Source organism: Nocardia cyriacigeorgica GUH-2 (assembly GCF_000284035.1).
GTDB lineage: Bacteria > Actinomycetota > Actinomycetes > Mycobacteriales > Mycobacteriaceae > Nocardia > Nocardia cyriacigeorgica_B.
In genome coordinates, this window is the sequence record NC_016887.1 from 5,064,643 (window position 1) to 5,087,824 (window position 23,182).

Sequence of the window (23,182 nt, forward strand, 5' to 3'; positions counted from 1 at the left end):
CCATGCCGCCGCTACGGCGCCGCGTTCACGTGATCAGCGCCCGGATCCGGTCGCGGCGATCGCCAACACCAGCGACGCACCGGCAAGCACGAGATAGAACCCCGGATAGACCAGATCGGCGAAGCCGCGGGCACGGGCCAGCGTCGCCACCGCGCCGACGAAGTACAGCACCAAGCCTGCCGCGGCGGCGATGCCCAACGCCGGAAACGCCAGGCCGCCGAGCAATCCGAGCGCGCCCGCGAGTTTCACCAGGCCCAGCGGGACGATCCAGGAGTGCGGGACTCCGTACTTGGTCATGTTGTCGAGCGTCCACCGGTTGCGAGCGAGATCGGAGACCGCCGCCGCGAGGGTGGCGAGGGCGGTGACGATCAGGGTTGCGGCCGTTGCGATGTTCATCATTCCTCCGGCTGGGTGTGGCTGTGGTTGCCGAATGGACGAGGCACGCGCCGCGAATGTGATGGCCACCGACCGTGGTTCCCGTCACTTCCGCCAAGCGATATACGCGCCTACCGCCGGGCGAACCCCTCGTCGCCCGGCGGCACGCACCGGATTCACTTGTCCTGGATGAGCCCGAGAACGTTCCCGTCGACGTCGGTGACGGCGGCGACCACCCGGCCCCCACCTACCTCGCGCGCCGGTTCTTTCACCGTCGCCCCGGCCGCCTCGAGCTCGCCGAGCTTGGCCTCGATATCGTCCACGTGCCAGTACGCGACGGGCGAGGTCATCTGCTGCGGCCCGCCCTCGGGTACCAGCCCGATGTGCTGGCCTTCGGCGTCGTAGCCGACGTAGTAAGGCGAATCGGTCTGCGGCGCGACCCCGAGCAGCGCGGTGTACACCTGCTTGGCGGCCTCGAGGTCCTTCACCGGGTGCAGGACGGTCTTGATTCCCTGAGTGGTGGTCATGATCTCTCCTCGAACAATGGGGCCTGGATTTGTCAGGCGGACGGGCTGAGGCTGGCGGCGGATTCCCACACGAACCCGTCCGGGTCGGTGCAGGGCGCGATGTCGGCGGCGAAGGCGATGCGATGCGAGCCGCTGCCCTCGGCGGGCACCCCGGCGTCCTTGGCGGCGGCCTTGCGGCCGTAGAGCGCCAGCTTCACCGCCGACGCCGGCGCCTCGAACTCGACGTACTTGCTGCCGAAGCTCTTGCCCACGCGCAGCCCCTGCTCGACGTAGAACTGTTTGGTCGCCTTGACGTTGTCCACCCCGAGCAGCACAACGAATTCGTCGATCTCCCTGGTGGCGGGCCCGGTGTCCTTCTTCGCCGAAGTCGCGATCTTCCAGATGGACCCGTCCGGCGCCGCGATCACGCCGCCGTAGCCCCAGAAGCTCTTCTTGGCGGCCTTCACGATGGTCGCGCCGGCGTCGACGGCCGAGCCGATGAGGCTGTCCACCGTGCTCGGCTGCGAGACCACCAGCGACAACACGTAGCCACGGAACCCGCTGGTCGGCGCCTGCGATTCGCGCACCCGCAGCTTGTCGCCGAGGCCGAACGCGGCGTCGTAGAAGGCTTGGGTGGCCGCGGCGTCGGTGGCTTCGAGGATGACGGACTGGATGGAAGCGGTGCTGGTCATGATCACTCCTGAGGTCGGTGGCCGGTGTGCCTGTCGGGCTGATCCGGCGGTGTTCACAGCTTCGCGCCGGAGGGGCACCCACCACATCCGTGGCGACCACGGAACCCACCACGGATCGCGCACACGCAGTCACGGATCGCGAGCACGCAGCGCCTCCGTGCCGCCTCCGTACCGGAGGCGCGCAGTATGATCACGCGATCACGAGCAGGATGGGAGTCATGGCGGCGACGGTGGAGATCTCGGCGCGCGAAGCCGAGGTGCTCTCGCTGGTGGGGCAGCATCTGAGCAACGCCGAGATCGCTGCGCGCTTGTTCATCTCGGTGCGGACCGTGGAGAGCCATGTGTCCTCGTTGCTGCGCAAATTGGAGGTTCCGGATCGGCGGGCGCTGGCCCAGCACGCGGCCGAACCGCAGGCCGATGCGCAACCGCAGCCCGCACCGGCCCTGCCGAAACCGCTCACCTCGTTCATCGGCCGCGCCCGCGAACGCTCCGAGCTGACCGCGCTGATCACCGAGCACCGGCAGGTCAGCGCCGTCGGCCCGGGCGGGGTGGGTAAGACCCGGCTCGCGCTGGCCGTCGCCGCCGACGCGGCCGCCGCCTTTCCGGACGGCGTGTGGTTCGTCGATCTGGTGCCGATCACCAGCCCCGACATCTGCATGGTCGCCGGGACGGTCGCACTCGCCCTCGGTCTCGGCGAGCAGCCCGGCCGTGGCATGGACGAGTCGGTGCTCGCCGCGCTCGCCGACCGCCAGGCCCTGCTGATTCTCGACAACTGCGAGCACGTCCTGGACGGCGTGGCGCCGTTCATCGAACGCCTGCTCGCCGCCTGCCCCCGGATGACGGTGCTGGCGACCAGCCGCGCCCGGCTGATGGTTCCGTTCGAGCGCGTGTATCCGGTGGCGCCGATGTCGCTGGCCGGCGCGGGCGATTCGGACGCGGTCGAGCTGTTCATGGATCGCGCCGCCGCGAGCGGTTGGCCGCCGAACAATGCCCTGCGCGACCAGGTTTCCACCTTCTGCGAACGCCTCGATGGCGTCGCGCTGGCGATCGAACTGGCCGCCGCCCGCTGGACCACTCTCGGCCTGGACGGGCTCGAGGCCGGGCTGTCGGATCAGCTGCGCATGCTGTCGGGCGGCTCCCGCGCCGAGGACCGGCACCGCTCGGTGCGCGCCGCCCTGGACTGGAGCCACAACCTGCTCGATCCCGACGACCGGGTCCTACTGCGCCGCATCTCGGTGTTCATGAAGTCGTTCACCGTGCAGGCCGCCGCGCAGGTCGCCGGACTGGACTTGGGAGTCGCCGCCGACGGGCTTGCGCGTCTGGCCGAACAGAGCCTGCTGGTGGTGACGGCGACCGCGCACGGCACCGACTACCGCGCCCTGGAGACCATCCGCCAGTACGGCATGGAACGCCTGACCGAGGCCGGCGAACTGCTCGACACCCGCTCCCGTCATCTGCGCTGGTGCCTGACCGAGGCGGAGGCGCTCGACGTCGTCGGCGCCGATTGGCGCGCCCGCTTCGACCGGGTGGCCGACGATCTCCGCGCCGCCCTGTCCTGGGCCGCCGACTACCCCGACCAGCGCTCCGACGCCTGCGCGCTCGCCGAGCGGATGGCCCGATCCTGTTTCACCCGCAACCTGGTCGGCGAATCCCAGATGCGCTACGAGCAGGCCGCCGCCCTCGCCGACGACCCGGCCGCGGCGGCCTCGATGCTGCGCCAGGCGGCGGGCGCGGCCGGCTGCCAGCTGCGCGGCGAGGACATGGACCGCCTGCATCGCGAAGCCGCCGAGGCCGCCCGCCGGTCCGGTGACACCGCGGGCGCCGCCTGCGATCTGGCCACTGCGGCCGCCGACTCGTATCGTTTCGCCGGCAAGTTCGTCCGGGTGCTGCCCGCAGCGGAATCGCGCGCCCTGATCGACGAGGCGCGGCAACTCGCGGCCGTCGACCCCCACGCTCAGGCGGCAGTGGCATTGGCCGAGGCCGGACGGATGCTCACCGAAAACCTCTCCGCCCAGCACCCGGAAGGCGAGGTGGTCCCGCAGACCCTCGCCTGCGCCGAACACGCCGTCGACCTGGCCCAGCGCACCGGCGATCCGCTCGCCGCCTCCGCCGCACTCGACACCCTCGCCGGCGTGCAGAGCTGGGCCGGTGACACCTTCGGCGCCGCCGCCACCACCCTGCGCCGCATGGCGGTCCTGGACTCCGCCCCGCCCACGCCGCCCGCCACTCACGAACTGATCGAAGCGCTCGGCGAAGCCACCGAAGCGAGCCTCGGCGCCGGCGATCTGCCGAGCGCCCGCCGCTGGGCCCACCGCCTCGCCGAACACCCGTTGCTCGCCGAGGTCGGCCACCGCGCCACCAGCTGGCTGCTGGTTGCCGACGCACTGGCGGGCAATGTCGAGCAGGTCCGCACGCACAGCGTCCGCTTCCTCGATTCCTGGCAGCGCGCCGGCAGCCCCGCCCGCTCGCTGCTGGGTCCCGCGATGGCCGGGGTCGCGATGATCCACGACCTGCGCGACGACCAGGACGCCCACGCCGAATGGGCCGAGTACGCCCGCCGCGTCGACACCACCCCGGTGCGCACCCACGGCTACGGCGCCGTCTTCGACGCCCTCGCCCTACTCCACCACGGCCAGGCCGCCCAGGCGGTGCAGCGCATGGCTGCCGCGCCCGACGAGGTGTGGCGCTGGGTCACCTGGATCTGGTTGCACTGGTACGTGGCGTTGCGCGCCGAAGCCGCCGTGCTTGCTGGTAGCCCGGAATCCGCCGAATGCATCGCGGAGGCCCGAAACATCGTGTCGGGCAACCCGATTGCCGAAGCCCTCGTGGAACGAGCCGACGCTTTGCTCGCCGGAGACACCCAGCGAACGCTCGCCACCGCCACGACCTTCGAGGCGGCCGGCTGCGGTTACCAGGCGGCACGGTCCCGGATCCTCGCCGGTGGAGACGACGCCGCTCAGGGAATTGCCGCGATCGCCGACCTCGGCCTCACCCCAATGGCGCCGGTCAGAGGGCGGTGACAGAGCGAGACGATCGCTTCCTACAGTGGAACCCGTGATCCGTACCGCCGCCCTCGCCCACATCCGTGACCGCCGCCTCATCCAGACGCGCTCGGTGGGCAAAGAGGTCTTCTACATGGCGGGCGGCAAGATCGACCCCGGTGAGACGCCGGTGGAGGCGTTGCATCGGGAGATCCGCGAGGAACTGGGCGTCGGCGTGACCGGGGTCGAGCAACTGGGTGTCTTCCACGCCGAAGCCTACGGGCACACCCCTGGCACCCAGTTGCAGATGAACTGCTTCACCGCCGACCTCACCGGCGACCCGACACCCACCAGCGAGATCGCCGAACTGCGCTACTTCACCGTCAGCGAGTACGCGGCCATGGACCACGTCGCGCCCGGTTCGATGATGGTGTTCCGGCACCTCCACGAACTCGGCCTCATCGACTGGTGAATGCGGTTGCTGAACGTCAGCTTTCAGCACTCGGCGCCCGCACACCCCGCACCCGCGTAAAGCCCTCTACCACTTCGTTTCCCGGCGACGGTCCCGCTGGTCAACCACCATCGCCGTTCGATCTCGGCCGCAGAACAAACCCGTAGCAACCGAAAAACCCAGTGCGATGGGAAATCTCGCCCGGTAGACTGCACAGTGCGCCCGGAACGAGCGCAGCGGCGCCCCCACCCGAGCCACCTCGGCTCACCAGGGTGAAGCGATGCGCCATCACCGAACTCATCCCGGGCGTCCAAACTTCCCGCCGCGAAACACCATCTGCGGCATACCCATACGAGCCGCTCCGGCCCCGCAACGACATCGGGCCCGAGACCATCCACGGTCTCGGGCCCGACGCGAACTTCAGCACTCAGCCGGTTTCCGCACGTCCACCGGTATCGGCGTGTCCGTCGGAATCAGCACGCTTGCCGGCGTCCTCCTCCTCGTCCGCGCGCAACGCGATGCCCGGCTCGGTCCCCTCATCGGCCGCCTGATCCGGCTCTGGATGTTCGGGCTCGAACTTTTCGGGCAGATTCTTCAGATGCTTGTTCATCGAGCGGACCAGCAGGAACGTGCCGACCAGCAGGATCAGCACGATGATGAGACCGAACGGCGAGGCCTTGCCGAATTCGGGGCCGGTCGGGGTGCCCGGGGTCTGGGCGAGTAGAGCGAGCATCACCGGTGCTCGTCCCCGATGCCGGCGAACAGGTCGTTCTCGGGCAGCGCGGTGCGCACCCGGGTGCGGGCCAGCTCGAACTCCTCGGTGGGCCACAGCCGCTGCTGGATCTCCAGCGGAATGGCGAAGAACGCGCCGTTGGGGTCGATCTGGGTGGCGTGCGCGCGCAGGGCGTCGTCACGCTGCGCGAAGTACTTGGCGCATTCGACCTGCGTGGTGACGCGGGTCATCACATCGCCGCGCTCCACCGCGTACTTGCGCATCCGGTCCAGCCACTCTTGCATCGGGAACGGCTCGCCGACGCGGTCGTACTCCTCGGCGAACACCTCCAGCCTGCGGATGGAGAACCCGTGGTTGTAGTACAGCTTGAGCGGCGTCCACGGCTCGCCCGCGTCCGGGAACTGCTCGGGATCGCCCGCGGCCTCGAACGCGGCCACCGACACCTCATGGCAGCGGATATGGTCCGGATGCGGATAGCCGCCGGTCTCGTCGTAGGTGGTCATGACGTGCGGCTTGAACTCGCGCACCACCCGCACCAGCGCCTCGGTGGCCTCCTCCAGCGGCGCCAGCGCGAAGCAGCCCTCGGGCAGCGGCGGCAGCGGGTCGCCTTCGGGCAGCCCGGAGTCTACGAACCCCAGCCAGGTCTGCTCGACGCCGAGCGCGGCGGCCGCGGCCGCCATCTCCTCGCGCCGGATCTCATCGATTCGGTCCAGCACACCGGGGGTGTCCATGGCCGGGTTCAGGATGCTGCCACGTTCGCCGCCGGTCAGCGTGACGACGAGGACATCGTTGCCCTCGTCGGCGCACCTAGCGGTGGTCGCGGCGCCCTTGCTGGATTCGTCGTCGGGGTGGGCGTGCACCGCCATGAGGCGAAGGCCACTCACTTCACGTTCACCGTCGCTCTCGCATCGCGGGTGGGTCGGGAGATTCCCGTCAGGTCTTCGTTCTCTATAGTTCCATTCCGACCGATTCTGTTCCGACCTACCCCCCGCGAGCGCTCGTCAGCGCCCGGACCGGGGGCCGAAGGACACCGCATGACCGCCTCGAAGCCCGCCGCCGTCCGCGCGCGTACCGGGAGTCATGCGACAAAGGACACCCCATGACCGCGCCGGACCCCAGCCGCGCCGCCGACGTCGCGGCCCGCAATGCCGACCGCTACGGCGCCCGCCCGTCCGGCCGGCGCACCAGGCGCAAGCTGATCGCGCTCGGCCTCGGTCTGGTGGTGCTGGTGGCCGGCGTCGTGGTGGCCTATCTGGGCTGGTCGAAGTACGGCCCCGACGACATCCAGGCCGAGCAGCTCGGCTACACCGTCATCGACGATTCGACCATCGAGATCCGGATCAAGGTCACCCGTGACGATCCGACCCGGCCGGTGGTCTGCTTCGTCCGCGCCATGGCCAGGGACAACTCCGAGGTCGGCCGCCGTGAGGTGCTGATCGAGGGCGCCGCGCCCGACGCCACCGAGGACTACGGCACCATCGAGCTCACCACCCGGGTCCGGTCCTCCGAACGGCCCTCCTCTGGCAGCGTCTACGGCTGCACCGACAAGGTCCCCGCGTACCTGCGCGCGGGCTGAAATACCGCCTCTACGGCGGGAACTGTTCAGAAAATAAACTCCGACCTGCGCATTTATGAACCATGCTAAAATGGCTGCACGCACGGTTCCGGGGCTCGGAGCCGTGTTTGCTGCATTGGCGGCCAGCGCAGTTCCGGATCGGCGAGATTATCCGGGACCAGGTCTGTCGGGGTTCGAAGAACGTCCCAGGATCGCTCTAGCCGTCGGCTTGTGCATGCCCGCGTGCGGGTGGGTACTCGCAGTATCAGGGAATCCTGGCTCGCCGGGAACAACTACTAGGGAGTGATCGAGATGACTGAGACGAACGTGACCTGGCTGACCCCGGAGTCGCACGACAGGCTCAAGAGCGAACTCGACGCGCTCATTGCCAACCGTCCGGTCATCGCCGCCGAGATCAACGAACGCCGGGAAGAGGGCGACCTCAAGGAGAACGGCGGATACCACGCCGCGCGCGAGGAGCAGGGCCAGCAGGAAGCTCGCATTCGCCAGCTCCAGGAACTGCTGAACAACGCCAAGGTGGGCGTCGCGCCCACCAAGTCCGGCGTCGCGCTGCCCGGCTCGGTGGTCAAGGTCTACTACGACGGCGACGAGTCCGATACCGAGACCTTCCTCATCGCCACCCGCGAAGAGGGCCTCAGCGACTCCAAGCTGGAGACCTACTCCCCCAACTCCCCGCTGGGTGGTGCGCTCATCGACGCCAAGGTCGGCGAGACCCGCGAATACACCCTGCCCAACGGCAACACCATGAAGGTGACGTTGATCAGCGCGGAGCCCTACCACAGCTGATCCGGCGCACGGCCGGCATCGCCCGGCCGGGCCCGCAGACGCCAACGGCCGCATCCGATGCTTCGGGTGCGGCCGTTTCGTCATGTGGCGGATCTCAGCTCAGCGCCTGCTCGAGGTCGGCGAGCAGATCGCTGACGTCCTCGATGCCGACCGACAGTCGCACCAGATCGGCGGGCACCTCCAGCATCGACCCCGCGGTGGACGCGTGGGTCATGGCCGCCGGATGCTCGATCAGCGATTCCACCCCGCCCAGCGATTCGGCCAGGGTGAAGATCTTGGTGCGGGAGCAGACGTCGCGGGCGGCGTCGGGGCCGTCGTTCAGGCGCACCGAGATCATGCCGCCGAAGCGGCGCATCTGCTTGTCGGCGACGGCGTGTCCGGGGTGCTCGTTCAGGCCGGGGTAGATGACCTGGGAGATCTTCGGGTGCCGGGTCAGGAACTCGGCCAGGGTCTCGGCGTTGTCGCAGTGCCGGTCCATCCGCAGCGCCAGGGTCTTGGTGCCGCGCATGGTGAGGAAGGCGTCGAACGGGCCGGGGACCGCGCCCGCGCCGTTCTGCAGGAACGCGAACGCGGCGTCGAGTTCGGCGTCGTTGGTGATCAGCGCGCCACCGATGACGTCGGAGTGGCCGCCCAGGTACTTGGTGGTCGAATGCACCACGATGTCGGCGCCCAGCAGCAGCGGCTGTTGCAGGTACGGGGTGGCGAAGGTGTTGTCGACCACCAGCTTGGCGCCTGCGGCGTGCGCCACGTCGGCGAGCGCGGGGATGTCACCGATGCTGAGCAGCGGGTTGGTGGGGGTCTCGATCCACACCAGCTTGGTGTTCGGGCGGATCGCGGCGCGCATCTCGTCGACGTTGAACACGTGCGCCGGCGAGTGCTCGATGCCCCACTGGCTGAACACCTTGTCGATGAGCCGGAAGGTGCCGCCGTAGGCGTCGTCGGGGATGACGATGTGGTCGCCGGGGCGCAGGGTGGCGCGCAGGGCGCAGTCGGTGGCGGCCATACCGGAGGCGAAGGCCCGGCCGTAGCGGCCCGATTCCAGCGCGGCCAGGTTGGCTTCCAGCGCGGTGCGGGTCGGGTTGCCGGTGCGGCCGTATTCGTAGCCGTCCCGCAGGCCGCCGACGCCGTCCTGGGCGAAGGTGGAGCTTGCGTAGATGGGCACGTTCACCGCGCCGGTCTGGGGATCGGGATCGAAACCGGCGTGCACGGCCCTGGTGGAGAATCCCAGCTCACTCATGTGCCTCAGCCTAAAGGCAGCGCTTTCGCGGCCGACGAGCGGTTCTCCCCTTACCCCTCTCGGGTCGGATACGGCCCGTTTAGTCTGTCCCCATGGTGACCGTCGAAGAACTGTTCGCGATCGATGCGCTGCTGACCGACACCGAACGCGAGGTCCGCGATACCGTCGCTGCGTTCGCGGCCGAGCGGCTGCGCCCGCATATCGCCGACTGGTTCGAGGCGGGCACGTTCCCGGCCCGCGAGATCGCGCCGGAGCTGGGCAAGGTCGGTCTGCTCGGGATGCATCTGGAGGGTTACGGCTGCGCGGGCATGTCGGCCACCGCCTACGGGCTGGCCTGCCAGGAGCTCGAGGCCGTCGATTCGGGCGTGCGGTCGATGGTGTCGGTGCAGGGTTCGCTGGCGATGACGGCGATCCACAAGTTCGGTTCCGAGGAGCAGAAGCAGCAGTGGCTGCCGGAGATGGCGGCCGGCCGCGCGCTGGGCTGCTTCGGGCTGACCGAACCCGACTTCGGCTCCAATCCCGGCGGCATGCGCACCCGCGCCCGCCGTGATGGCGACGACTGGGTGCTCACCGGCTCGAAGATGTGGATCACCAACGGCTCGGTGGCCGATGTGGCGGTGGTCTGGGCGCAGGTCGACGTCGACGGCAAGCAAGTCGTGCACGGGTTCCTGGTCCCAGCGGGTACGCCCGGATTCACCGCCCGGGAAATGCACCGCAAGCTCTCGCTGCGCGCCTCGGTGACCGCCGAACTCGATTTCGACGAGGTGCGGCTGCCCGCCGACGCACTGCTGCCCGAAGCCCGTGGACTGTCCGCGCCGCTGGCGTGTTTGAGCGAGGCCCGGTTCGGCATCATCTTCGGCGCGCTCGGCGCGGCCCGCGACTGCCTCACCGCCACCATCGAATACGCCCGCACCCGCGAGGTTTTCGACAAGCCGCTGGCCGCGTATCAACTCACCCAGGCCAAGATTGCCGATATGGCGCTGGAATTCGGCAAAGGCCAGCTGCTGGCGCTGCATCTGGGCCGATTGAAGGATCGCGGCGAGATCGCACCGGAGCAGATCAGCGCGGGCAAGCTCAACAGCACCCGCGAGGCCATCGCGATCGCCCGCGAATGCCGGACGATTCTGGGCGCCAACGGAATCACCCTCGACTATCCGGTGCTGCGGCATGCCAACAATCTCGAATCGGTGCTTACCTATGAAGGCACGGCCGAGGTGCATCAGCTGGTGCTGGGAAATGCGCTGACCGGAGCCAAAGCGTTCCGGTAGGCGGTAATTCGCCGGTTCACTCGGTGCCGGCGTATCACCTCACACGGCGCCCGGGCATGCGCTGCGAACATTGTTACCGCTCGTCATTCGAGGGCCACCTGGATGTCACCCATCGGCCCCGACGATTGCGCACGCTATAAGTGCACCCGAAGACGGGTTCGACGCAGGGGAATCGGCGGGTGCGCTGACACCGAAATGCGGAGGTGCGCAATGAACTCGCTGACGTCCGGTCCTGCCGTCCACGCCACGGTCACCGATTACCGCCAGAGTTTCCGGGCGCGCGAACGCGGCACGCTCGCCGATCCGGTCGACGCCCGCCCGCTACCCGATCAGCGCGACCTGGTCGCGGCCTTCGCCGGCCGCTGCGAGGAACATCCGCTGCTGGACTGGGCGCAGGAACTGGCCGATCTGCACCGCGCCCGGCAACGCAACCCGCTCACTACGGCCGGGATCGATTGCCGCCGCCACGAACTCGTCGCACGCATCGACAACTGGGTGCGCACCCGCATCCCCGGCCGCTACGCCACCCGGCAACTGCGCGCCGCCTCCCTCGGCGCCACCGTCGACCGCATGGCCGCCGCCCACGTGCACGCCAGCCACCTGCTGCACACCGCCGAACGCGTCTCCGACGACCGCGTGCACGCCGCCTGGTACCGCCTTGCGCTGCTGGCCGACACCTGGACCGACCTGATCACCAGCGCCCCGACCACCAAGCCGCGGCCGAAAGGCTGACCCACCGGCGGCTGCTCCCGGCCGACGGCGCGTCGCCGCGCGTGTTTCCCGGCAACGCGGTTCGGACCCTTGCCCGGCCAATTCCGGTTTCGATAAGGTCACAGCCAGCCGAGGGGGCGGAAATCCGAATCCGGTCCCGTATATGCGTGACCAGGATCGGGAGGAACCGGTGATGAAACTGGTGCGAGGGCGGTACCTGCTCGCTATCGGGGCCGTGGTGCTGGTTGCGGGGTGTGGGGGGTCGACGGACGGGGAAGCCCAGCCGGTGGGGACGGTGGAGGCGACCAGTTCCGCGGGGAGTACTAGTACTACTGAGGGGTCGATTCCGGAGAACGTGCCTACCGGGTTCGATCCTTGTGCGGATATACCTCAGGACGTGCTGGACTCGGAGGGACTCCACAGCCGATCCAATTCGGACTCAGAAGGCGCGAATGGCATCGAGTGGCGCGGCTGCGGATGGGTCCAAAGCGATGGCTATGCGCCGTCGATCCGCGTCACAAACATCACTGTCGACATGGTCCGTGAGAACAAGGGCCGTGTTGTCCGCGATGAGTACACCATCGACGGACGCGAAGCGATCGCATCGAACACAGACGACGAGAAGGACCCTCGGTCCGTGTGCACGCTGCATGTAGCGATGAAGGGCGGGAGCCTCGAATTCCTACTGGACAACCCTTCATCGAACAGGAAAACCGGCCACCTGGATACATGCCAGCTGGCGCGAACTCTCGCCGAGAAGGTTGTCCCGCTGATCCCGCCCGACGCCTGAACACGATCCGCAAACAATTGACGACAATCTGGGGGAGCTGATTCGACATGAGCGATAACGACACGCCGCCGATCACGTTGGCCGGTCTGATCACTGAAGCCAACGAGGGGCGTCTATCTGTCCGTGTCAGTCAGGACGTCCGAGTCGATGCCGAAGAGTTCGTCTACATCGATCGTGACTGCCAGTCGTTCAAAGACCTCATCCGAATTCTTCAACGCACGGCGACCGAGATATCGGATCAAGAGAAGTGGGGCCTCGGCGAGGACAAGGACCCGCTCTCATCGGCCAGCATCCTCGTCAGCCGATTCCGCGAGAAGGCCAAGGGCTCCGAAAACAGCGTCCACGCGATCCTCGAAGAGCACTACAAAGTCGTCGACGAGATCCAGCAACTCCACAAAGCCATCGCCCAGCGCTACATCGACACCGACGAGGCGTTCGCCGCCCGCTACAACCAGCTCACGGCCGAACTACCTCCCCCGGGCCCGATTGCCCCGACGCGAACCCAGCCCGGCGTAGTAGCGAAGTAGGCCCGCGATGTCCGAGATCCAGAACGAGCTGCCGCGTATCAAGGATGGCGAGAATCCCGACCATCTCGCGCACGCTCAGATCAATGCCGCGTTCACACCGTTGAACACCACCGAAGCCTTCTCAGCGGCGAACAAATTCACCGAGATCGAGAACAAGTGGACCGATGGGGTGCGCGTGTTCGCGGCGCGGATTCAGCGTTCCAGCTCGGCCGCGTGGGAGGGTCCGGCGGCGGAGGCAGCGCGTTCGGCGCTGTCCAACTACACGACCCGGGCCCAGGATCTTTCGCCGGTCTTGCAGGCGCTGGGCAGTCGCGTGTACGGCGCCGTCGATTCGATCAATTCGACCAAGCGGGAGCTGCCGGAGGTGGTCGACAAGGGCAAGATGTGGGCCCCGGCCTCGATGCCTGCCGCCAACTCGATTGCCCGGACGATGCGCGATGACGCCGAGGCCACCGCGCGCGCGGTGATGGGAACGCACTACGTGAAGCCGTTCGTCAAGGCCGACAGCGAGATTCCCGTCCTGCCGAAGCCGGACGACCCAACCCAACCGCTGGTCCCGCCAGTCACACCGCCGACCAAGGGTCGCGACTGGGAAGGCGGGGGCGGCGATACCGGCGGTGACAACGGCGGTGGTGACGGCTCCGGCGGCGGCGATCAGGGCGGCTCCGGTGGCGATCAGGGTGGCGCCGAGGGGGAGACCGAGGAGACCACCGGCACGGGCGAAACCGGCGGCGAAACCACCGAGGAGCAGCAGGATCCGACCACCACGGCGGCGAACACCACCAGCCCGTCGAGCACACCGACGAGCACTACCTCTCGCCTGACGGACCCGTCGCTCACTTCCACCACACCTGCGGGCGTGAACACCGCCGGCTACTCCCCGACCGGCGTGCCGGGCGGCCGGACCGGCGGATCGGCAGGCGCGGCCGGCCTGGGACGCGGGGGCGGCGCGGGGTCCGGTGGCGGTTCCGGTTCCGGTGGTCCGGGTTCGGGCAGCGAGAAGCCGGGTGCCGGGCGCAGCATCGCGGGCGGGCCGGGTGGTATCGCAGCTCAGACCGGTGCCGGCGCGAATGCGGCTGCCAAGGGTGCCGCGACCGGTCGCGGCATGATGGGTATGCCGATGGGCGGCATGGGTGCGGGTGCGAGCCGTGGCGGAAATGCCGAGGAGAACGAGCACAAGACGCCGGACTATCTGATCACCGCCGAGAACACCGATGAACTGTTGGGCGAGGTGCCAAAGACGGTCGCGGGCGGGGTGATCGGCGGCGATGTACCCTCGGCCGCGCCGATGCGGGAGCAGGATGGGGAGGACCGGCGTTGACCGAATGGCGCTGGGACCCCGATGATTTCGCGGCCCTGTGGTACAGCGATGCCAACGACCGCTTCCCGCGCCCACTGCGCTACGTCAGCCGCTTCGCGTTCCTCGGCGAGGCGGCGGCGCACCGCGAGAAGGTCCGCGCCGGCTACGACCGCGACGAGCTCGAGCGTATCCAGCTCGCCTTCCACACCCTCGCCGAATCCGATCTGCGTATCGAAATCCTCGGCGGCACAACCCGAACCAAGCGCGGCAAGGAGGGCGAGTATCGAGTGGTCGGCGCGAGCACCGCGTATCAGGCGGTCGTGCTGTCGCAGACCGCGATCGACGGCGTCGACGGCCCGATCACCTGCCGCCTGTTCCGCCCCGAATACCTACCCGCCCGGCTGACCGCGGCGCTCCCCTCCTGCGCGCCGGGCACCCAGCCCGCCGCCACCTTCCATCTGGCCGATCTCGACCCGGCCCGCACGCCGAACCATGCGAGCTTCGCCCACCGCACCCCGCGCGAGGAATACCAGCGCCTGGCTCTGCGCCCGGCCGACGGCGGCGGCCATGCCTGCCTGTTCACCGGCCCGATCCACAGCCGCCCCGATCCGTGGTACGCCACCCAGTGGTTCGACATCACCGGCGACGGCCGCTACCAGGAACACCGCGTCCGCGACCAGCTCGCCGTCCGTCCGGCCACTGGCGCCACCTTCACCGAACAGTTCGCCCACTGGATCGAACGGGCCCGCAGGCGCATCCGCGAAGAAGCCGAGGAAGCGGCCTGGTAATCAGCCTTCCCATTTCACTTAACGCCTCTTATATTCAATATATGCAGAGTAAATTACTCGATACCCCGACCTCCCTCCGGATCGCCGGAGCGGCGGGGATCGGCTTCGCACTCCTCATCGTGTCCGGCAACCTCGTCCTCGTACCCGCTGGAATGCCGTCGCCCGGCTCTCCCCCGGACGAGGCGATCGACTTCTTCCTGTCCCCGAACGAGCCCACCGGCGCCGTCTCGATGTTCCTGCCCGCAGTCTGGGCGCTGGCGACCCTGTTCGCGGCCGGGGCCCTGGCCGCGGTGCTGCGCGCCGGCGGACCGGCCGGATGGGCATACACCGGTTTCGCCGGAGTGCTACTGCAAAACGCCACATTCACCGCGGTCGTCGCACTGCGTCTGGCCATGTCGACGGTCGACGACGCGCAGAGCGTGCGCGCGCTCTGGGCGTTGCACGAGACGTTGTTCGGTTTCAACGGCACTTTTCTCGCCCTGGCGATGGTGGGCCTGGGCGCCGCCGGCTTCGTCGCCGGGTTGCTTCCTCGGTGGCTGTTCGCACTCGGCTCGGTCGCGGCCGCGCTCCAGTTCGCCACGGCCACATTGACACCGCTGATCGTCACCGGACGCGACAGCCTCGCCCTACTCGGCCTCACCGGCTGGCTGCTGTGGGCAGTCTGGCTGTGCGGGTACGGGCTGTGCTTGATCCGCTACTCCCGGCGGGGACACAGCAGCATCTGAGCCTCGCTCTCGCCGGTCGCCCGCCACCATTTTTGGGGGCGTCGCCGACCCGGCTCGGATGCTCGATCCGCGGTACTGTTCGCTGTCCCCTCAGACGGCGACCGAACGGTCTCTTTTCGGAGATTTTCTCCGGCTGCCGTCATCGATGCACAGAAAGAACGTTGATGAAGCGCACTCTTGCGGTCGGTCTTGCTTTTGTCGCGGTAGCGGCGGTGGGCTGCGGCTCGGAGGAATCCACAACCGCGGCTTCGCCGTCCGCGTCGGCCTCCGCCTCCGCCGAGGGCGGTGACGCGCAGCAGATCCGCGACCTCATCGCGGCGCAGGGACCCGCGATGGCGACCTTCGATTTCGACCGGATGGCGGAATTCACCTGCACCAAGTACCGCGAGGACGTCCGGAACCTGCCGAACACCATGTTCCCGCCGCTCAGCTCCGCGGGGACGCCCGAGGAGTTCGCTGCCAAGCCGGCCGACCAGATGGCCGCCGCGCTGAAGGGCGAATACCCGGGCGCCTCCGATGAAACCATCAACACCCTGGTCGACGCGCTGATCCGCTACGACGAACCGGCCTACAAGGCCGCGGACCTGGCCATCCTGCGCGAAACCACCACGGTCACCGTCGACAAGGTCGACAACATCAAGGTCACCGGCGACACCGCGACCGCCGACATCACCTCCACGTGGCAGAACAAGGGCGCGCAGTCGGAAACCAAAACCGAGCCCAACGCCTACGTCAAGGAAGACGGTAAGTGGCTGGACTGCCAGCAGCCGTCGTAGCGGGCATCGTCGCCGCGATACCGGCCCGCTCACCGCGATGATCGCCTCCCCACCAGGTGGAGCCGATGGCAGCTCGACCGACCACCACCACGCGGTCGCCGAAACGACGGAGCGTCACAGCAGGTAGAGGCGTTCGGTCGGCAGCCGGGGCAGACCGCGTGGGTCGGTGGGGAGGATGGCGGCGGCGCCGGGGTGGTGGCGGGTGCGCCATTCGGTGATGAATCGTGTTGCGGCGCTGGGGCAGATGGCGAAGTCGAAGCGCAGGCCGTGCAGGAAGACGCTCAGGTGCACGTCGGGTTCGTTCGGGCGCGGGCTGGTGCTCATCGGGGATATCCGGAGGTCGGGGTGCGCAGCCAGCCGTTGCGGCCGGCGCAGGTGCGGATCGAGTCGATCACGGTGAGGCCGGAGGGGCGGAAGGGGCTGCGGGGTGGGTGGATCCAGCGGCGAAAGCGTTCGCCCTGATCGGTTGGGGAGGGCAGGGCGATGGTGGCGCCGGTGCGGACGACCGAGACGTCGAGACGGAACATTTCGGCGAACAGGGCGGTGTCGTCGGGCAGGTCGGGACGGATCAGGAAGGTCCAGCGGCCCGAGCGCATGTGGGAGATGATCGGGCCCACACCGGAACCGGCATCGTGGTCCCGGGCGCGGCGCAGATCGCCATGGACGGCCAGGCCGAGCGCCGAGGGCATCATCAATCCCCACACATGATCGGCGCGCATGACGATGCGGCCGATCTCCGGCGGGTCGATCCACGCGGGCAGATCGCAGACACGCCGATAGAACTGACAGCGGGTTCGCGGTGTGTCGCCGAACGGAACATTCTCCATCGCAGCACCTTTGCGTCGCAGGTAGACTTGGGTGCGCTCGGCCCGGTGTGATGACGGACACCGGATCGGGAATTGAGGGAGGGGCGTTTCCGGAGCAACTCCCACCGAGCGCGAACACAGTTGAGCACCGCCGATCCGGCCGAATCCAGCCGATCGAGCGATGTCCGCGAATCGCGGGGAATCACCAGGACCAGGGGCAGCTTGATAGCGGTTTGCTGTCGCGATGACAGCGCCGTCCGGAGAATTCCGACAGCGCATCGCTGCCGGACCGACAGACAGCCAAGGGGACACGTCATGAACACTGAGGACGGCACCGGCCCGTCACTCCCACTGCGCCAGTTGGGGAACTACTTCCGCCGCGCCCGCAGCGACGCCCACCTCACCCTCGACCAGGTCGCGTCGCTGATGGAGTGGAGTCCGAGCAAGCTCAGCCGGTTGGAACGGGGGCAGCCGGGGAAGTTGACGACTCGGGACATCGCAGCGTTGTGCGAATTTCTCGAGTTCGAGGAAGACCAGAAGGCCGCAATGCTCAGCCTCGCCCAGCAGGCTTCGGGCAAGTTCTGGTGGCACTCATACAACGAGCCTGTCCCGCACGGCTTCAATGTTTTTGTGGGCATGGAGAGTCGAGCCCGCCACTTGGAAATCTATCGACCCGATATCGTTCCCGGCTTGCTGCAAACGGCCGAGTACGCGCGCGTCCTCGACCGCATGCACTTCCAGCCCGACAGCGCGGAAGACCAAGACCTGCGCATCGCGCTGCGAATGAAGAGGAAGAAGCTCTTCACTCGAAAGGTCAAGCCCGTGACAGTCAACGCGGTAATACACGAGTCCGTCCTGCGCACCGTGGTCGGCAACAGGTCAGTGATGACCGAGCAGCTGGCGTTCCTTGCTGATGTCAGCACACGCCCGAACGTCGATATCCGCGTGCTGCCCTTCGTTGCCGGATATCCGATGGGATACGCCGTCGGGCCCTACATCATTCTCGAATTCAACAGTGGAGCAGCGGATCCGACGGTTGTCTACATCGAAAACTACACCGGTGACCTGTACCTTGAAGGAGAGTCCGACCTGAGGATGTACCGCGCGGCAACAGCTGCGATCAGGGGCGCTGCCTTGGACGCGGTGTCCAGTAGGAGCCTGCTCAGGCAGCTGGCAAAGGAGTACCGGAGATGAATATGGATCTATCCGAGGCCAACTGGTTCAAGAGCAGTCGTAGCGCCGGAGCATCCGAATGCGTCGAGGTCGCCCACCTGAACCACGACCTCGTCGGCGTCCGCGACTCCAAGAATCCCACCGGCCCGGCCCTCATCTTCACCCCCACTGCCTGGGACAGTTTCACCACCACGATCCAGCAACACCACTTCCCCCACCACGCATAGCCACCCGCCAGAACCCACCCGAGCGCGCGGCTTACTAGCCCACGAGGGGGACATGAGGCAGGCGACACGCCGTAATGGCCTGCCTCATGTCCCCCTCGTCGATACGGATTAGGCATGAGTGGGCGGCGGCCGATCTGTGGTGCGTCATGACGAGTGACGATGAGCGCTGCCACTCGGCCGCGTTACTGTGATCTCCATTACGCATGGGCGGTCGACCTGATCAGCATCATGATCAGATAGGCGCAGGTAGCGAGTGATAGCGGGTCCGCACCATCGGCTAAAAATGAATTTGAATGATGGATTTTCACAAAATCCGCTGGTAGATAGCCCTTTCCATTCTTGGGACGGACGGTTGGGTCGGCCGTAAACTCCGCGCCGTCCGGCAATACGCCGGGCGTTTCGCGTGAGTAAGGGATTCCAGGAATGAAGTTCGGCACCTTCGCCGCCACCACCGTCGTCGCCGTCGCCGCCCTCGGCATCTCCGCGGGCACCGCGCATTCGAAACCACCGACGGTCACCGAGGAACTGCGGACCCAGGGCGTCGAGCAGGGGATCGACTACACCACCACCTCCGACCCGACCGGCCGCACCATCACCACCAAGGTGGAGGACGGCACGTTCGAGGTCGTCGAGGGCGAGGCCGACAAGGCCGATCGCGCGGTGCTGAAGTCCGAGGACGGTGCCGTGGTCGCCGAGATCCCGCTGGCCTACGAGATCTCGGGCGCGCGCGTGTCGGTGGCGCACGAAATCGCCGACAACGGCCGCGAACTCACCCTCACCACCAAGCCGTCGGCCAAGGAGATCGGCGAGATGCGCCCGATCAGCTCGATGTCGCGGCTGGTCGCCGAACTGGAGAAGAACGTGGTCGGCGTGGTCGCTGGCGCGGTGATCGGCGGCCTGATCGGCGCCGTCATCGGCATGGGCTTCTTCACGCTGCTCACCGGCCCGATCGGCGCGGTGGTCGGCGCGCTCGCGGGTGGCGCGATCATGGGCGGGCAGCCGTTCGTCGACGCCATCATGGCCGTCCTCAACGGCCAGCCGTGACCGAGCCCATGTCCGGCCACGACAATCCCACGCCCGGCCGTAACCGGCGCAGGATGACGAATACCGCGCTGATCGTCGCGATCGGCGCGTTCGTCACCGCTGGCATCCTGATCGTCGGCGTCTCGGTGCTGGCCTCGTCGTTCGAATCCACCGTCGCCGAGGCCAAACAGGGCGCCACCGCCACCTCGACCACCACCGTGGCGTCCACGTCTGCGAAACCCGCTCCGGCCACCCAGCCGGGCCTGGCGCCGCCGGTCACCACCACGTCGAAGACCACCACCACCTCCGCCACGCCCATCGCGGCGAACAAGACCGCGAAGGAAGCGGTGGCGCTGCAGGTGGACGTTGGCGACTGCGTGATCCTCGACCCGGACCCGAAGAAGGTCGGCAAAATCGCCTGCGGCAGCCCCGATTCCACCTACAAGGTGGTCGACAAGGCCGGTGAAGGCGGCAGCTGCCCGTCCGACGCCGACCACTCCCACTCGGTCGACAAAACCACCCTCTGCCTCGACATCGACTGGACGATCGGCTCCTGCATGACCCTGAAGCCGTCCCCCACCCGCATCCCCTGCACCGCCCCCGACGGCGTGAAAGTGGTTGCGGTGAAGCAGAACACCACCGAAGTCGACACCTGCCCCAACGCCGACCGCGGTTTCGTCTACTCCGAACGCAAGTTCGTCATCTGCTTCGCGGATCTATAGGGAGGATGCCGGTGGGCCCGCGACACCGCTGTCTGGGACCGCTTCGTCCACCGGGAGTCGGCCGCAGCTGTGCACCGGTATCGGCTGCGGCCGAGCACCGGAATCTGCCACGGCCGAGCACCGGAATCGGCCACACCCGGGCACCGGAATCTGCCACGGCCGAGCACCGGAATCGGCCGCACCCGGGCACCGGAATCTGCCACGGCCGAGCACCGGAATCGGCCACACCCGGGCACCGGAATCTGCCACGCACGCTGGCCGGGGCGAAGCTGGTGAGGCGCACCGAGTCGGCAGCGCACCACTCGACGGCCTCGTCGCCCCGCCGGCCGGTCGGCCACTGCTCGGCACGAGGTCGACGCGTCGGTCGAAATCACCAACCGGCGAAAACACCGAGCCAACCGGCGCCTGACGGGCCGGTCGATCGCGCTCTTCTATGGTGCAAGGGCTCGAGATGACCGGCCCTCGGCTGCCCGGTCGAGGGCTCAGTGCCCGACCGAGAGGATTCGCTATGCGTTGTTCTCGTGTGCTCGCCGGCTTGGCGGTAGGGGTCTTCGCCGTCATCGGCTGGGCAGCAGCTCCCGCCCTCGCTCAGGAGGACCAACCGGAAGCTGTGTACGAATGCGAAGGCCTGGACGCGGGGCCGAAGAGCGCCGCGACCTGGAATGTGGTCGGCCGCCAATGCGTTCCGGCGACCGACACACCGACCGAAGGTGACGTGGAAGCCCTCGCGATTCAGGTCCGCGACCGGGTCGTGGAGTGTGCCAACGGCACGGTCGAAGCAGAGGCGAACAGCGAAGACCGCGTCAAGGTCACCGGCCTCGACTGTGTGGAACGCGGCTGAGGCTCTCCGCTCCACATTCAGAGAAATGGGCCGCTTGCGGGCTATCCGCAAGCGGCCCAACGACTTCCAGACTTACTTCCCGATAGCACCCGTGCTCAGGAACCCGAGCAGATCGTGGCGGGTGATCACGCCGACGGGCTTACCGTCCTCCACCACCATCAACGCGTCCGAATCCGACAGCGCCTTGGTCGCGGCGGAGATCGGCTCGCCGGAGCCGATCAGCGGGAACGACGGCGACATGTGCTGGGCCACCGAGTCGGTGAGGTGGGCGCGGCCCTCGAAGACGGCCGAGAGCAGGTCGCGTTCGGAGACGCTGCCGGCCACCTCGCCTGCCATGACGGGCGGCTCGGCGCCCACCACGGGCATCTGGGAGACGCCGTATTCACGCAGGATCTCGATGGCGTCGCGCAGGGTCTCCGAGGGGTGGGTGTGCACCAGGTCGGGCAGGGCGCCGGACTTGCCGCGCAGCACGTCGCCGACCAGCGGTTCGGCGGTGGTGCCGTCGAGGCGGGTGCGCAGGAAGCCGTAGGAGCTCATCCACTCGTCGTTGAAGATCTTCGACAGGTAGCCGCGGCCGCCGTCGGGCAGCAGCACCACCACCAGCGCGTCGGGATCGCGGCGCGCCACCTCGATGGCGGCGACCACGGCCATGCCGCACGAGCCGCCGACCAGCAGGCCCTCCTCGCGGGCCAGGCGGCGGGTCATGTCGAAGGAGTCGGCGTCGGAGACGGCGATGATCTCGTCGGGCACGCTCGGGTCGTAGGCCGAGGGCCAGAAGTCCTCGCCGACGCCCTCGACCAGATACGGCCGGCCGGTGCCGCCGGAATACACCGAGCCCTCCGGGTCGGCGCCGATGATCTGCACCTTCCCGCCGGAAACCTCCTTGAGGTAGCGGCCGGTGCCGGTGATGGTGCCGCCGGTGCCGACGCCGGCGACGAAGTGGGTGACCTTGCCGTCGGTGTCGCGCCAGATCTCCGGGCCGGTGGTCTCGTAGTGGCTGTCGGGGCCGCCGGGGTTGGAGTACTGGTCCGGCTTCCAGGCGCCGTCGATCTCACGGACGAGACGGTCGGAGACGCTGTAGTAGCTGTCCGGGTGGTCCGGCGGGACGGCGGTCGGGCAGACCACCACCTCGGCGCCGTAGGCGCGCAGCACGTTGCGCTTGTCCTCGCTCACCTTGTCGGGGCAGACGAACACGCATTTGTACCCGCGCTGCTGCGCGACCAGCGCCAGGCCCACACCGGTGTTACCCGAGGTCGGCTCGACGATCGTGCCGCCCGGGCGTAGCTGCCCGGATGCTTCGGCGGCCTCGATCATCTTCACCGCGATCCGGTCCTTGGAGCTGCCGCCCGGGTTCAGGTATTCGATCTTGGCGGCCACCACACCGGCGTTCGGCCCGACGACCGAGTTCAGCCGGACCAGCGGGGTGTCACCGATGAGGTCCACGACATGATCCGCGATGCGCATGACTCCATCGTTGCAGAACCGTTGCCGGTAGGTGCGGGCCGGTAGCGCACACCACATCCGCGCCGGCGGGCCGCGGCGCGCTCTCCTGCGGAAAGTGCCTCCGCCGCCTAATATCTGCGGCTATGAGGCTGCCGAACACTGCCCGGGTCGCCGCGGTGCTGGCCGGATCGACGGTCGCGCTGGTCGTCGCCTCCGGTGCGCCCGCTGCCGCGACGACCACCGTCGCCTTCCCGGACGTCCCCACCATGGCCTATGGCGGGCTGTGCTGGACCAGCATCCACACCTGGGCCGACACCAGCCCGGATTGGCCCGGCCGCGCGGTGGTCAATGTGCGCGCGGCACCGGTCGGCGGCATCGGTCCCGGCCAGTACCCGCTAGCCCCGCTGTGCGAGGTGCGCACCACCGTGGCCTGGCGCAACACCACCACCGGCGCCACTGGCAGCTACGAGAACAACGTGGTCACCGGCATCTACGGCAGCATCCAGTACTCGCTGTTCCAGGACACCGGGCCCGGCAACATCGAGGTCACCGTCAGCACCAACCACGCGAGCATCCCGGCGCGCGGATCGTTCCACGTCCCGGGCTGAGGGTCCGACGGCGCCCCGGCTCGCGGCGCCTCGCAACGGCGAACGCACCGGCAAGCTGCACCGGCTAGGCGGACCACGATCTGCGGGATCGGCTCGCGGCCTGCCTACCGGCGCCGA

General features: G+C 68.2%; 27 protein-coding genes. 18 read left to right on the forward strand and 9 right to left on the reverse strand.

All coding sequences use genetic code 11. The annotated features are described in order from the left end of the window. Positions 1-33: 33 nt before the first annotated feature. From NOCYR_RS22955 to NOCYR_RS22965, 3 genes are all read right to left on the reverse strand, one after another. On the reverse strand, positions 34-396 hold the full coding sequence (locus NOCYR_RS22955; RefSeq protein ID WP_014352805.1) for a DoxX family protein: 363 nt from the start codon (positions 394-396) through the stop codon (positions 34-36). 155 nt (positions 397-551) lie between these two features. Next, on the reverse strand, positions 552-902 hold the full coding sequence (locus NOCYR_RS22960; RefSeq protein WP_014352806.1) for a VOC family protein: 351 nt from the start codon (positions 900-902) through the stop codon (positions 552-554). 32 nt (positions 903-934) lie between these two features. Continuing rightward, complete coding sequence (locus tag NOCYR_RS22965; RefSeq protein WP_014352807.1) at positions 935-1,573, reverse strand: glyoxalase; 639 nt, start codon at positions 1,571-1,573, stop codon at positions 935-937. Between the two features lie 218 nt (positions 1,574-1,791). On the opposite strand from NOCYR_RS22965, the gene NOCYR_RS22970 reads away from it, so the two are divergent. Together NOCYR_RS22970 and NOCYR_RS22975 are read left to right on the forward strand one after the other, a co-directional pair. Next, positions 1,792-4,593, forward strand: coding sequence for an ATP-binding protein (locus NOCYR_RS22970; protein WP_014352808.1), 2,802 nt, complete (start codon positions 1,792-1,794; stop codon positions 4,591-4,593). 34 nt (positions 4,594-4,627) lie between these two features. Next, a complete protein-coding gene (locus tag NOCYR_RS22975; protein WP_148280731.1) occupies positions 4,628-5,026 on the forward strand; it encodes an NUDIX hydrolase in 399 nt (132 codons plus the stop codon). A 406-nt stretch (positions 5,027-5,432) separates the two neighbouring features. Here NOCYR_RS22975 and NOCYR_RS22980 read toward each other — a convergent pair whose 3' ends face one another. Further along, positions 5,433-5,738 (reverse strand): membrane protein, encoded by a 306-nt coding sequence (locus tag NOCYR_RS22980; RefSeq protein WP_048833631.1) that lies wholly within the window; start codon positions 5,736-5,738, stop codon positions 5,433-5,435. Then, positions 5,738-6,622: a mycothiol conjugate amidase Mca gene (gene mca, locus NOCYR_RS22985; protein ID WP_193364726.1), complete on the reverse strand. Its 885-nt coding sequence runs from the start codon at positions 6,620-6,622 to the stop codon at positions 5,738-5,740. The genes NOCYR_RS22980 and mca overlap by 1 nt, the downstream gene beginning before the upstream one ends. A gap of 215 nt (positions 6,623-6,837) precedes the next feature. Between mca and NOCYR_RS22990 the strand changes: the two genes are divergently transcribed. Together NOCYR_RS22990 and greA are read left to right on the forward strand one after the other, a co-directional pair. Further along, on the forward strand, positions 6,838-7,314 hold the full coding sequence (locus NOCYR_RS22990; RefSeq protein WP_014352812.1) for a DUF4307 domain-containing protein: 477 nt from the start codon (positions 6,838-6,840) through the stop codon (positions 7,312-7,314). 291 nt (positions 7,315-7,605) lie between these two features. Then, positions 7,606-8,100 carry a transcription elongation factor GreA gene (gene greA, locus NOCYR_RS22995; protein WP_014352813.1) on the forward strand — a complete coding sequence of 165 codons (495 nt, stop codon included), beginning with the start codon at positions 7,606-7,608 and terminating at the stop codon, positions 8,098-8,100. 94 nt (positions 8,101-8,194) lie between these two features. Here greA and NOCYR_RS23000 read toward each other — a convergent pair whose 3' ends face one another. Continuing rightward, positions 8,195-9,337 carry a cystathionine gamma-synthase gene (locus tag NOCYR_RS23000; RefSeq protein ID WP_014352814.1) on the reverse strand — a complete coding sequence of 381 codons (1,143 nt, stop codon included), beginning with the start codon at positions 9,335-9,337 and terminating at the stop codon, positions 8,195-8,197. A 92-nt stretch (positions 9,338-9,429) separates the two neighbouring features. Here NOCYR_RS23000 and NOCYR_RS23005 point away from each other — a divergent pair, with 92 nt between their 5' ends. From NOCYR_RS23005 to NOCYR_RS23040, 8 genes are all read left to right on the forward strand, one after another. Continuing rightward, positions 9,430-10,605 carry an acyl-CoA dehydrogenase family protein gene (locus NOCYR_RS23005; RefSeq protein WP_014352815.1) on the forward strand — a complete coding sequence of 392 codons (1,176 nt, stop codon included), beginning with the start codon at positions 9,430-9,432 and terminating at the stop codon, positions 10,603-10,605. Positions 10,606-10,815: 210 nt separating this feature from the next. Continuing rightward, complete coding sequence (locus NOCYR_RS23010) at positions 10,816-11,337, forward strand: DUF4254 domain-containing protein (RefSeq protein ID WP_014352816.1); 522 nt, start codon at positions 10,816-10,818, stop codon at positions 11,335-11,337. A gap of 172 nt (positions 11,338-11,509) precedes the next feature. After that, positions 11,510-12,106: a DUF3558 domain-containing protein gene (locus NOCYR_RS23015; protein ID WP_148280732.1), complete on the forward strand. Its 597-nt coding sequence runs from the start codon at positions 11,510-11,512 to the stop codon at positions 12,104-12,106. 47 nt (positions 12,107-12,153) lie between these two features. After that, positions 12,154-12,633 (forward strand): hypothetical protein, encoded by a 480-nt coding sequence (locus NOCYR_RS23020; RefSeq protein WP_014352818.1) that lies wholly within the window; start codon positions 12,154-12,156, stop codon positions 12,631-12,633. Positions 12,634-12,640: 7 nt separating this feature from the next. After that, positions 12,641-13,954 (forward strand): hypothetical protein, encoded by a 1,314-nt coding sequence (locus NOCYR_RS23025; protein WP_014352819.1) that lies wholly within the window; start codon positions 12,641-12,643, stop codon positions 13,952-13,954. Then, the gene (locus tag NOCYR_RS23030; RefSeq protein WP_014352820.1) at positions 13,951-14,721 is read left to right on the forward strand and encodes an ESX secretion-associated protein EspG; all 771 of its coding nucleotides are present in this window, start codon (positions 13,951-13,953) and stop codon (positions 14,719-14,721) included. The genes NOCYR_RS23025 and NOCYR_RS23030 overlap by 4 nt, the downstream gene beginning before the upstream one ends. A 41-nt stretch (positions 14,722-14,762) precedes the next feature. Then, complete coding sequence (locus NOCYR_RS23035) at positions 14,763-15,446, forward strand: DUF4386 family protein (protein WP_014352821.1); 684 nt, start codon at positions 14,763-14,765, stop codon at positions 15,444-15,446. Positions 15,447-15,610: 164 nt separating this feature from the next. Continuing rightward, positions 15,611-16,222, forward strand: a complete 612-nt coding sequence (locus NOCYR_RS23040; RefSeq protein ID WP_148280733.1) for a hypothetical protein — start codon at positions 15,611-15,613, stop codon at positions 16,220-16,222. Positions 16,223-16,336: 114 nt separating this feature from the next. Here the strand turns inward: NOCYR_RS23040 and NOCYR_RS23045 are convergent, their stop codons facing one another. Continuing rightward, the gene (locus NOCYR_RS23045; protein WP_014352823.1) at positions 16,337-16,546 is read right to left on the reverse strand and encodes a hypothetical protein; all 210 of its coding nucleotides are present in this window, start codon (positions 16,544-16,546) and stop codon (positions 16,337-16,339) included. After that, positions 16,543-17,049 (reverse strand): hypothetical protein, encoded by a 507-nt coding sequence (locus NOCYR_RS23050; RefSeq protein WP_014352824.1) that lies wholly within the window; start codon positions 17,047-17,049, stop codon positions 16,543-16,545. Before NOCYR_RS23050 ends, NOCYR_RS23045 begins: the two co-directional genes overlap by 4 nt. Positions 17,050-17,343: 294 nt before the next feature. On the opposite strand from NOCYR_RS23050, the gene NOCYR_RS23055 reads away from it, so the two are divergent. The 5 genes from NOCYR_RS23055 to NOCYR_RS23075 all read left to right on the forward strand — a co-directional run bounded on the left by NOCYR_RS23055 (position 17,344) and on the right by NOCYR_RS23075 (position 21,014). Then, positions 17,344-18,222, forward strand: coding sequence for a helix-turn-helix domain-containing protein (locus tag NOCYR_RS23055; RefSeq protein WP_014352825.1), 879 nt, complete (start codon positions 17,344-17,346; stop codon positions 18,220-18,222). Further along, entirely contained in the window at positions 18,219-18,428 is a 210-nt protein-coding gene (locus NOCYR_RS23060) for a DUF397 domain-containing protein (protein ID WP_014352826.1), read from the forward strand. The genes NOCYR_RS23055 and NOCYR_RS23060 overlap by 4 nt, the downstream gene beginning before the upstream one ends. A 423-nt stretch (positions 18,429-18,851) precedes the next feature. Next, positions 18,852-19,472: a hypothetical protein gene (locus NOCYR_RS23065; protein WP_014352827.1), complete on the forward strand. Its 621-nt coding sequence runs from the start codon at positions 18,852-18,854 to the stop codon at positions 19,470-19,472. A 53-nt stretch (positions 19,473-19,525) separates the two neighbouring features. Continuing rightward, entirely contained in the window at positions 19,526-20,173 is a 648-nt protein-coding gene (lppU, locus tag NOCYR_RS23070) for an LppU family putative lipoprotein (RefSeq protein ID WP_148280734.1), read from the forward strand. A gap of 508 nt (positions 20,174-20,681) precedes the next feature. Further along, entirely contained in the window at positions 20,682-21,014 is a 333-nt protein-coding gene (locus NOCYR_RS23075; RefSeq protein ID WP_148280735.1) for a hypothetical protein, read from the forward strand. A 72-nt stretch (positions 21,015-21,086) separates the two neighbouring features. On the opposite strand, the gene NOCYR_RS23080 is transcribed toward NOCYR_RS23075, so the two are convergent. Then, entirely contained in the window at positions 21,087-22,478 is a 1,392-nt protein-coding gene (locus NOCYR_RS23080; RefSeq protein WP_014352830.1) for a cystathionine beta-synthase, read from the reverse strand. Between the two features lie 122 nt (positions 22,479-22,600). On the opposite strand from NOCYR_RS23080, the gene NOCYR_RS23085 reads away from it, so the two are divergent. Then, positions 22,601-23,065, forward strand: a complete 465-nt coding sequence (locus tag NOCYR_RS23085) for a hypothetical protein (RefSeq protein WP_014352831.1) — start codon at positions 22,601-22,603, stop codon at positions 23,063-23,065. The last annotated feature ends 117 nt before the right edge of the window (positions 23,066-23,182 follow it).

Bases quoted from the DNA above. Each gene is read 5' to 3' on its own strand.
- NOCYR_RS23065 (WP_014352827.1), top strand. From the start codon at position 18,852: ATGAAGTTCGGCACCTTCGCCGCCACCACCGTCGTCGCCGTCGCCGCC.
- NOCYR_RS22955 (WP_014352805.1), bottom strand. From the start codon at position 396: ATGAACATCGCAACGGCCGCAACCCTGATCGTCACCGCCCTCGCCACC.
- NOCYR_RS22990 (WP_014352812.1), top strand. From the start codon at position 6,838: ATGACCGCGCCGGACCCCAGCCGCGCCGCCGACGTCGCGGCCCGCAAT.
- NOCYR_RS23015 (WP_148280732.1), top strand. From the start codon at position 11,510: ATGAAACTGGTGCGAGGGCGGTACCTGCTCGCTATCGGGGCCGTGGTG.
- NOCYR_RS22970 (WP_014352808.1), top strand. From the start codon at position 1,792: ATGGCGGCGACGGTGGAGATCTCGGCGCGCGAAGCCGAGGTGCTCTCG.
- NOCYR_RS23000 (WP_014352814.1), bottom strand. From the start codon at position 9,337: ATGAGTGAGCTGGGATTCTCCACCAGGGCCGTGCACGCCGGTTTCGAT.
- NOCYR_RS23055 (WP_014352825.1), top strand. From the start codon at position 17,344: ATGAACACTGAGGACGGCACCGGCCCGTCACTCCCACTGCGCCAGTTG.
- NOCYR_RS23080 (WP_014352830.1), bottom strand. From the start codon at position 22,478: ATGCGCATCGCGGATCATGTCGTGGACCTCATCGGTGACACCCCGCTG.
- NOCYR_RS23050 (WP_014352824.1), bottom strand. From the start codon at position 17,049: ATGGAGAATGTTCCGTTCGGCGACACACCGCGAACCCGCTGTCAGTTC.
- NOCYR_RS23020 (WP_014352818.1), top strand. From the start codon at position 12,154: ATGAGCGATAACGACACGCCGCCGATCACGTTGGCCGGTCTGATCACT.
- NOCYR_RS23075 (WP_148280735.1), top strand. From the start codon at position 20,682: ATGCGTTGTTCTCGTGTGCTCGCCGGCTTGGCGGTAGGGGTCTTCGCC.
- NOCYR_RS22965 (WP_014352807.1), bottom strand. From the start codon at position 1,573: ATGACCAGCACCGCTTCCATCCAGTCCGTCATCCTCGAAGCCACCGAC.
- NOCYR_RS23045 (WP_014352823.1), bottom strand. From the start codon at position 16,546: ATGAGCACCAGCCCGCGCCCGAACGAACCCGACGTGCACCTGAGCGTC.
- NOCYR_RS23025 (WP_014352819.1), top strand. From the start codon at position 12,641: ATGTCCGAGATCCAGAACGAGCTGCCGCGTATCAAGGATGGCGAGAAT.
- NOCYR_RS23040 (WP_148280733.1), top strand. From the start codon at position 15,611: ATGAAGCGCACTCTTGCGGTCGGTCTTGCTTTTGTCGCGGTAGCGGCG.
- NOCYR_RS23010 (WP_014352816.1), top strand. From the start codon at position 10,816: ATGAACTCGCTGACGTCCGGTCCTGCCGTCCACGCCACGGTCACCGAT.
- NOCYR_RS23005 (WP_014352815.1), top strand. From the start codon at position 9,430: ATGGTGACCGTCGAAGAACTGTTCGCGATCGATGCGCTGCTGACCGAC.
- NOCYR_RS23085 (WP_014352831.1), top strand. From the start codon at position 22,601: ATGAGGCTGCCGAACACTGCCCGGGTCGCCGCGGTGCTGGCCGGATCG.
- greA (WP_014352813.1), top strand. From the start codon at position 7,606: ATGACTGAGACGAACGTGACCTGGCTGACCCCGGAGTCGCACGACAGG.
- NOCYR_RS23060 (WP_014352826.1), top strand. From the start codon at position 18,219: ATGAATATGGATCTATCCGAGGCCAACTGGTTCAAGAGCAGTCGTAGC.
- NOCYR_RS22960 (WP_014352806.1), bottom strand. From the start codon at position 902: ATGACCACCACTCAGGGAATCAAGACCGTCCTGCACCCGGTGAAGGAC.
- NOCYR_RS23035 (WP_014352821.1), top strand. From the start codon at position 14,763: ATGCAGAGTAAATTACTCGATACCCCGACCTCCCTCCGGATCGCCGGA.
- NOCYR_RS22980 (WP_048833631.1), bottom strand. From the start codon at position 5,738: ATGCTCGCTCTACTCGCCCAGACCCCGGGCACCCCGACCGGCCCCGAA.
- lppU (WP_148280734.1), top strand. From the start codon at position 19,526: ATGACGAATACCGCGCTGATCGTCGCGATCGGCGCGTTCGTCACCGCT.